General features: G+C 35.9%; 6 protein-coding genes and 1 pseudogene. 4 read left to right on the top strand and 3 right to left on the bottom strand.

What is annotated here, in order from left to right; all coding sequences use genetic code 11:
- Positions 1 to 283 precede the first annotated feature (283 nt).
- Entirely contained in the window at positions 284 to 922 is a 639-nt protein-coding gene (gene argO, locus BHE89_RS05425; RefSeq protein ID WP_286145919.1) for an arginine exporter ArgO, read from the top strand.
- A gap of 86 nt (positions 923 to 1,008) precedes the next feature.
- Complete coding sequence (locus BHE89_RS05420) at positions 1,009 to 1,743, top strand: oxidative stress defense protein (protein WP_069367723.1); 735 nt, start codon at positions 1,009 to 1,011, stop codon at positions 1,741 to 1,743.
- A 74-nt stretch (positions 1,744 to 1,817) separates the two neighbouring features.
- Here the strand turns inward: BHE89_RS05420 and BHE89_RS05415 are convergent, their stop codons facing one another.
- A complete protein-coding gene (locus BHE89_RS05415; protein WP_069367724.1) occupies positions 1,818 to 2,717 on the bottom strand; it encodes a LysR family transcriptional regulator ArgP in 900 nt (299 codons plus the stop codon).
- 160 nt (positions 2,718 to 2,877) lie between these two features.
- On the opposite strand from BHE89_RS05415, the gene rpiA reads away from it, so the two are divergent.
- Positions 2,878 to 3,534, top strand: coding sequence for a ribose-5-phosphate isomerase RpiA (gene rpiA, locus BHE89_RS05410; RefSeq protein ID WP_069367725.1), 657 nt, complete (start codon positions 2,878 to 2,880; stop codon positions 3,532 to 3,534).
- 272 nt (positions 3,535 to 3,806) lie between these two features.
- A complete protein-coding gene (gene serA, locus BHE89_RS05405; RefSeq protein WP_069367726.1) occupies positions 3,807 to 5,057 on the top strand; it encodes a phosphoglycerate dehydrogenase in 1,251 nt (416 codons plus the stop codon).
- Positions 5,058 to 5,128: 71 nt separating this feature from the next.
- On the opposite strand, the pseudogene BHE89_RS05400 reads toward serA, so the two are convergent.
- Together BHE89_RS05400 and BHE89_RS05395 are read right to left on the bottom strand one after the other, a co-directional pair.
- Positions 5,129 to 7,254: pseudogene (locus BHE89_RS05400) on the bottom strand (type I secretion system permease/ATPase).
- A 37-nt stretch (positions 7,255 to 7,291) separates the two neighbouring features.
- Positions 7,292 to 7,657 carry an HlyD family efflux transporter periplasmic adaptor subunit gene (locus BHE89_RS05395; RefSeq protein WP_286145920.1) on the bottom strand — a complete coding sequence of 122 codons (366 nt, stop codon included), beginning with the start codon at positions 7,655 to 7,657 and terminating at the stop codon, positions 7,292 to 7,294.
- Positions 7,658 to 7,757 lie beyond the last annotated feature (100 nt).

Raw genomic sequence — 7,757 nt, 5'->3', positions numbered from 1 at the left:
ATTTTTCCTATTTTATTACCATTAGTTTTTCTTATTATCAATAAGAATGATTCATTTCCTCTAATATCAAAACCTCTCTATTATTCATCCATTATTAAATCACAATCGGGTTTAATTTTATTTCAGTTATTAATGAATATGGCTATTTCATCTTACTCATTCTGCTGAAACTTTATTTTTCCTATTTTATTACCATTAGTTTTTCTTATTATCAATAAGAATGATTCATTTCCTCTAATATCAAAACCTCTCTATTATTCATCCATTATTAAACGAATAATTATTGGGATATTTTGCATGTTCACGACTTTTTTTTCAGGGGTTTCTATTAAGCGCAGCAATGATTTTGCCAATTGGTGCTCAGAATGCCTTTGTTTTACAACAAGGAAGTAAAAAACAGTTTCATTTAATGAGTGCATTATTATGTGCTTTGAGTGATGTTATTTTGATCACCGCCGGTGTCTTTGGTGGAAGTGCGCTACTTAGCCAATCAGAAATACTTTTATTACTGATCACTTGGGGAGGTGTGGCGTTCTTATTATGGTATGGCTGGAATGCATTTAAAACTGCGCTTTCAAAAGATATTGAATTATCACAAAGTAAAAATCAGGTAAAAAGCCGTTGGCGTGTGATTGTGACATTAGTTGCCGTAACTTGGCTTAATCCTCATGTTTATTTAGATACTTTTGTTGTGATAGGCAGCATTGGCGGGCAATTGACGTCAGAACTGCGTCCTTGGTTTACATGTGGTGCGATATTTGCGTCTATAAGCTGGTTTTTTGCATTATCACTACTGGCAGCTTGGTTTTCTCCAATATTAAGCAAAGTACGCTCACAACGTATTATTAATCTATTTGTCGGATGTGTAATGTGGTTTATTGCTGTTCAATTGGCAGCGCAAGGTTGGAAAACTCTCTTTTAATCTTAAAGAACTTTACATCAGATATGCTAAGGTTCTTTTTAGCCATAAAAAGATGGTCTTAAATTTTATTATGTCAGGGGGTTTTTGTGAAATTAAAAGCGATTGTATTAGCATCCGTGTTTACACTGGGATTACCTTCTTTTGTATTAGCGGCGTCTGAGCCAGAAGGGCCACATATTACAACATCGGGTAATGCGACAATTAAAGCCGCTCCTGATATGGCAACATTAAATATTCAGGTTAACGAAAGAGCAAAAGATGCAGCTCAGGCGAAGAAGCAAGTCGATGAGCGTGTTGCAAAATATTTTGCCTTCTTAAAAGAAAATGGTGTTGTGAAGGAAGATATTGATGCTGCTAATATCCGTACTCAACCAAACTATGAGTATGATAAAAAAGCAGAGCGCTCAGTGATTAATGGCTATACCGCAACACGTACGGTGAATGTCAAAATTAAGAAGTTAGAACAGCTTAATACGTTGCTTGATGGCGCATTAGCAGCTGGTTTAAATGAAATTAATAACGTTGAATTTGGCGTAAATAATCCTGAGCAATACAAAACAAAAGCACGTGAAGTTGCGATTAAAAATGCCATTGATCAAGCAACGTCAGTAGCAAAAGGGTTTGGTGCTGATTTAGGTGCGGTATACAGTGTCAGCTATCGTGCACCAGAGGCAACACCTTATCCAATTGCACAAGTGCGTATGGATGCAATGTCATTAAAAGCCCAAGCACCAGCGGCAGTGCAAGAAACTTATGAGCAACAAAGTATCGAATTTAAAGATTATGTTGATGTGGTGTTTGAATTAAAACGCACGAAATAATCATGACGCAATAAAAACAAAATAGGCTTCTTAGCGAAGCCTATTTTTTTGTGTTAAAAATGAAAATAGTCGTGTCATTCTTCATCTTGTTTTAAAACTTTGCGACCAAAATCAATGAGTGCGTCTGTTACTTTTCTCATGGTTCTACTTTCTGGTGCAAAGCGGTGCCAATAGAGCATACGTCTCTGGCAAAGCCCCGGCGTTAAATCAACCAACTCTCCACTTTTTAGTTCATTAGCAATTTGTAGATGTGGGATCATACAACAGGTTGAACCTTGTTTAGCTAATTGCACAAAGGCTTCAGAGGAGTTCACGATATGGCACGGCACACTACCGGGCGATAAACCGAAATTTTGTTGTAAAAATGCCTGATGCATATCATCAAGATGGTCAAAGGCGACGGCTGGCGCTTTTAATAACGAAGATTTTGTTACACCGTTTGCAAAGTAGCGTTGAGCAAAGTCAGGAGAAGCAACGAATAGATAATCGAGAGCGCCTAATTGATCGACAAGACAACTTGGTAGTGCTTGTGGTTGAATACTGATAGCACCAACAACTTCGCCTCGTCTTAATCGTTCTTGTGTTCGTGTTTCATCTTCAACTTGAATATTAAGTCGAATTGGCAGTTGTGTTAAAACTGGATGCAAAGCAGGTAATAACCACGTTGCCAAACTATCAGCATTTACCGCTAAAGAGAGTAAAAGCGGTGTAGAACCGCTGTTTTCATCACCTAACCATTGTTCTTCAAGTAATTCTACTTGATGCAATAGTGCTAATAATTTTTGTCCTTGCTCAGTAGGTTGAGGGGGAACCGTTCTCACTAATAACGGTTGTCCAAATAAATTTTCTAACTGTTTGATACGCTGAGAAACGGCAGATTGTGTAATACACAATTTTTGCGCGGCTCTTTCAAAACCACGTTCTCGAATGACGGCATCAAGGGCTTGTAATGCTCGATAATCAGGGCGTTTCATTAACAGACTCTCTTCGATTTTATATTCTATTGCTTACTATGCCATATTTTTTGTTGCAATGAGTTAAAATGTTGCTTCTCAGTTTTTGATGTGTCTCGTGCTAGTTTTGAATGCAATATGCTATTCTTAAGCCATTAACGTGATAAATAAGGTTATTTAAATGACTCAGGATGAATTGAAAAAAGCAGTAGGTTGGGCCGCGCTTGAATATGTAAAACCAGGCATGATTGTGGGTGTCGGTACAGGTTCCACGGCTTCTCACTTTATTGATGCTTTAGCAACAATGAAAGGTCAAATTGAAGGCACAGTTTCAAGTTCAGAAGCATCAACGGCAAAACTAAAAAGTTACGGTATTCCCGTTTTTGACTGTAATGAAGTCGATTCTCTAGATATCTATGTTGATGGTGCTGATGAAATTAACCATCAAATGCAGATGATCAAAGGTGGTGGTGCTGCATTGACGCGTGAAAAAATCATTGCAGGCGTAGCAAAAACATTTATCTGTATCGTTGATGAATCTAAACAAGTTGATGTATTAGGTAAATTTCCACTCCCCGTAGAAGTGATCCCAATGGCGCGCTCTTATGTTGCGCGTGAACTCGTTAAGTTAGGTGGCTTACCTGAATACCGTGAAAACGTAGTAACAGATAACGGTAATGTTATTTTAGACGTTCATAATTTAACGATCCTTAATCCTATTGAACTGGAAAACAAAATTAACAGTATTCCGGGTGTTGTAACCGTAGGATTATTTGCTAACCGTGGCGCAAATATTGTTTTAATGGGTACCTCTGAAGGTGTGAAAACCCTTAAGTAGTTCTTTTTAAGATAGGTAGCGATGGCTACCTATTTTTAAAATTATTTTAGAAACTGCAAATTCAGTGATATATATCACACGATAGTTATATGTCTCTCTAAAATCCTGCCATTTTCAAAGTCAAAATCATTTTACTCGGTAGAAAATCACTTTATTTACCGCTTATTCTGTCATCATTGCAATCGGTTGTATTGCCACAAAATCTATTTTTGTTATGTTGATGAGACAGGATTTTGTTTTTCATTAAATGTAATAACGATAGGGCAGGGTAAATGGTCAAAGTATCTTTGGAAAAAGAAAAGATAAAGTTTCTACTCCTTGAAGGAGTGCATCAAAGTGCAGTAGAAAATTTAAGAGCTGCGGGTTATACCAATATTGAATATCACAAAGGCGCATTATCGGATGAAGAATTAAAAGAAGCTATCCGTGATGCACGTTTTGTTGGTCTTCGTTCCCGCACTCACTTAACAGAAGACATTTTTGCGGCGGCTGAAAAATTAGTTGCTGTGGGATGCTTCTGTATTGGTACTAATCAGGTTGATTTAGAGGCCGCTGCTCGCCGCGGTATTCCCGTTTTTAACGCACCTTTCTCAAACACTCGTTCCGTGGCTGAAATGGTGCTCGGTGAATTACTGCTATTACTGCGCCGTATTCCAGAAGCAAGTGCGAAAGCGCATCGTGGGATTTGGGATAAACAAGCCAAAGGCTGTTTTGAAGCCCGTGGTAAAAAATTGGGTATTATTGGTTATGGTCACATTGGTACCCAGTTAGGTATTTTGGCAGAAAGTGTTGGTTTAGATGTCTATTTTTATGATATTGAAAATAAACTACCATTAGGTAATGCAACACAAATTCGCCATCTGTCTGAACTATTGAATATGTGTGACATTGTCAGCTTACATGTGCCAGAAACACCATCAACCAAGAATATGATAGGGCATGAAGAAATTCAGCGCATGAAACCAGGCTCCATTCTTATCAATGCTTCTCGTGGTACTGTGGTTGATATTCCTGCCTTATCACAAGCATTAGACTCAAAACATTTATCTGGTGCTGCGATTGATGTATTCCCATCAGAGCCGGGTGCAAATAACGATCCTAACGATCCGTTTGTATCTGAACTGATTAAATTTGACAATGTGATATTAACACCGCATATCGGTGGCTCTACCCAAGAAGCACAAGAAAACATTGGTTATGAAGTGGCGGGTAAATTAGCGAAATATTCAGATAACGGTTCTACATTATCTGCTGTTAACTTTCCTGAGGTATCATTACCAAGCCATGGTGATGATGTAAACCGTTTACTGCATATTCATGAAAACCGCCCGGGTATGATGAATAGTATCAATAAGGTCTTTACTGAAGAAAACATCAACGTCGCTGCACAGTATTTACGTACATCCGGTAACGTAGGTTATGTTGTCATCGATATTACAACACAAACAAAAGCTCAAGCTGAATTAGTGTTACAAAAAATCAAAGCATTACCGGGAACTATCCGTGCCCGTATGCTTTACTAATTATTGATAAGTTATCCGTAATATATTGAAGGCTCGAAATATCGAGCCTTTCTGTATTTTTTAATCTTTAATTATTGAGTTTGTTGCTGCCATAATTGGTAATAAAGTGCTCTATTTTCTATTAAATGAATATGTGTACCTTCTTCTAGTACTCGTCCTTTATCTATTACATAGATATAATCTGAATGCGCTAATGTATTGAGGCGATGTGCAATACTAATGATGGTTCTGTTTCTACAAATCATAGGCAAGTTCGCTAAAATTTGTGCTTCTGATCCGTAATCTAATGCTGATGTAGCTTCATCTAAAATAAGGATACGAGGATCTGTTAATAAGGCTCTCGCCAGTGCAATACGTTGACGTTGCCCTCCAGATAAATTGTGGCCTCTTTCTCCAACTTGAGTATTAAAGCCTAAAGGAAGTTGCTCAATAAAGTCCAAAGCTCCAGCAAGTTGGGAAGCTTCTATTATTTCTCTTTCGCTTGCGTTCGGTTTTGATAAACGAATATTTTCAAGAATTGAACCACTAAATAAAAAATTTTCTTGTAAAACAAGACTTATACTTTTGCGTAAAGAGAGTGGATCTGCGATAGCGATATCCATCCCATCAATATAAATTTGTCCTTGCTGAGGGATATAAAAACGTTGGATCAAACGTGTAAGCGTGCTTTTCCCTGATCCTGAGCGACCTGTAATACCAATAAATTTCCCTGCTGGAATAGACAAAGAGAGTGCCTCAATAACATCAGGTGTGTTATGGGTATAACGGAAATAGACATTTGAAAAAACAATACTTCCTGTCATTTTAGGAACGGTTGCTATTCCATGAGATTGATGTTCGGTTGGTGTATTTAAAATATCACCAACACGACGTAGAGAAATAGTTGCTTGCTGAAAATCTTGCCAGCATTGTGCTAAGCGTAAAATAGGGTGTGTGATATGAGCTGCAAAGAGGTTAAAAGCAATAAGTTCACCCACAGTCATTTGTGCTTTGATAATTAAATTAACACCTTGCCATAAAATAATAGCTGTTGCGATTTTATGAATGATAGAAATGCACTGTTGTGCAAATAACGCTTTTTTAGCACCAGAAAAGCGTTTGTTAATATGGTCTGTAAGTTTGAATTGCCATTTTTCTATAAAATCATTTTCTGTTGCAGTTATTTTTATCGTTTCAATACCGTTTATTGCTTCTGTTAGTAGACTGGTACTATCCGCGTTGGCTTGATATTCCTGCTCAACCCAATAGCGAATAAAAGGACCACAAATAAGCCAGAGGATAAAATAGAGTGTTAATGCACCTAAGGTTATCCACGTTAACAGTGGTGAATATGTAAACTGACAAAAATAAATACAACAATAAAAAATCAGATCTAGTATTCGCATAAATGCTGAGTTAGTCATAAATTGCCGAATATGTGAAAGCTCTTGAATACGGGTAATGATTTGTCCTGACTGGCGTTGATAAAAAAAATGGCTAGGCAAACGGATAAGATGTTGAAATGCTTTTCCTGAAAATTCAGCGCTTAATTGACAAGAAATAAAAAATATATAGCTTATCACGTAAATAAATATAGAACGGTTCTGTAATCGCCATCATTATTAATAGATAACCAAAAAGATGTAGATTAGATAGATTTCTGCCTGTTAGTACTTTGTCAATCATGATCTCAAAAATTAAAGGAGTAACTAATGCAAAAATTTGACAACAGCAAGCTAAAATAAAGATAAATAATAATGTATTTTTTTTGTTTTAATAAGGATGGGATAAACCAGCGAAAATTAAATTTTGTTGATAGTGATGATGGCTTTTTTAGCAATAAGTAATAATATATTTGAGGTTCCTTTTTTTTTATCAATAATAAACTTCTTTTTTCAATGCTATTTTTTTAGGATCAAAAAATAGTGAGTTTTCTCATTTTTTTTGTATTTTTTTTAAAAATATACCAATTAATTATTTTATTTTCAATCATTGTGTTTAATCATCGAACTGTTTTTTATTTATCATAATCAAAAGTGTCAAATCGACATTTTAAGTTTTAGTAATTGAGCTGTTTCAAAAATATGCCACTTATTAAAATGATTATCACAACCAAGAAAATGAATGATTTGTTCTTTTTTTTATATTTCCTCTGTTTTTTTTTAGAAAAATAAAGTAATCCATCAATAATAGAGTGATGATATTGGTTTTCTTCCATATTAACTCTGTTTTCCATAATATAAGTTACCTTATGCTTATTTCTCGGTCAGTGCGTTATGACGATAAGCTTCTATTGGGCTTAAAATGTAATCAATGACACGACGTTGTTCCGTGATTATTTCAGCCGTTAAAGACATACCTGAAGTCAATGGATATTCTCTTTGATTATTATTAATTGTCTGTTTGTTTAATTTAATGATTGCTGGATAAACTAAGCCTAGTTGTTCATGTTGTACGGCATCTCTGGCAATATTGATGACTTCTCCTTCAATAGTGCCATAACGTGTATAAGGGAAAGCGTCTATTTTTATCATTGCCTTTTGTCCTCGATGAACAAAACCAATATCTTTATTAAGTAAATTAACTTCTGCAATATTATCTTGATGAGCAGGGACTATCATCGACACGACGTTGTTCCGTGATTATTTCAGCCGTTAAAGACATACCTGAAGTCAATGGATATTCTCTTTGATTATTATTAATTGTCTGTTTGTTTAATTT

The sequence above is a fragment of the Shigella sp. FC1967 genome (genome assembly GCF_001743005.1).
Taxonomy (GTDB): Bacteria; Pseudomonadota; Gammaproteobacteria; order Enterobacterales; family Enterobacteriaceae; genus Proteus.
Note: the sequence above shows the minus strand (reverse complement) of the source record. Positions and strands in the feature narration are given on the sequence as shown.

Excerpts from the sequence above, each read along its gene's own strand:
- BHE89_RS05395 (WP_286145920.1), bottom strand. The coding sequence starts at position 7,657 with ATGATAGTCCCTGCTCATCAAGATAATATTGCAGAAGTTAATTTACTT.
- serA (WP_069367726.1), top strand. The coding sequence starts at position 3,807 with ATGGTCAAAGTATCTTTGGAAAAAGAAAAGATAAAGTTTCTACTCCTT.
- BHE89_RS05415 (WP_069367724.1), bottom strand. The coding sequence starts at position 2,717 with ATGAAACGCCCTGATTATCGAGCATTACAAGCCCTTGATGCCGTCATT.
- rpiA (WP_069367725.1), top strand. The coding sequence starts at position 2,878 with ATGACTCAGGATGAATTGAAAAAAGCAGTAGGTTGGGCCGCGCTTGAA.